A 496-nucleotide genomic window follows, 5' to 3' on the forward strand; every position below is an offset into this window, starting at 1 on the left:
GAGATCGCCCGGCATCAGGAAGCGACCAGGCGGCAGCGTGGAGAGCGCTCGCTCGTCGAGCTTGCAGGCCTTGAGATAAGCGGCGAAGCTTTCGGCGAGGTGGCGCGCCGTCATCTCGTCGGCGTCGGCGTCCGGATTGATGGCGCAAGCCAGTTCGCGCCATGCCTGCGAAAGGTCGGAGCGCACGGGCAGGGCCGCCAACTCGACCGCCTCGCGCGAAAAATCGGCGAAGGATTTGCCGAGAAGCGGCAGGTCGAGCAGCCATTCGCCGGGATAATCGACGATATCGACCGACAGCTTTCCGGCCGAAAACAGGCGGTTCCAGCCGGAGGCCGATTCGTATTCGATGGTAAGCCTCAATTCGGAAATGGCACGCGTCGAATCCGGCCAGACGCGGTCGTTGACCAGGGCAGCGATGTGGTCCTCGTACTGGAAGCGCGGAACGGCGTCGTCCGGTTGCTCCTCGAGGAAGGCGCGGGCGATGCGGCCGGACTTC

The 496-nt window shown here is 64.9% G+C and carries 1 protein-coding gene; it reads right to left on the reverse strand.

Annotation, left to right across the window (positions count from 1 at the left end; translation table 11 throughout):
• Positions 1-496 (reverse strand): YcjX family protein (locus EOA29_RS39715; protein WP_189479196.1); only part of this gene is annotated, 496 nt, incomplete at both ends.

Origin of the sequence: Mesorhizobium sp. M1E.F.Ca.ET.063.01.1.1, assembly GCF_003998155.1 — a bacterium.
Classification (GTDB): Bacteria; Pseudomonadota; Alphaproteobacteria; order Rhizobiales; family Rhizobiaceae; genus Mesorhizobium.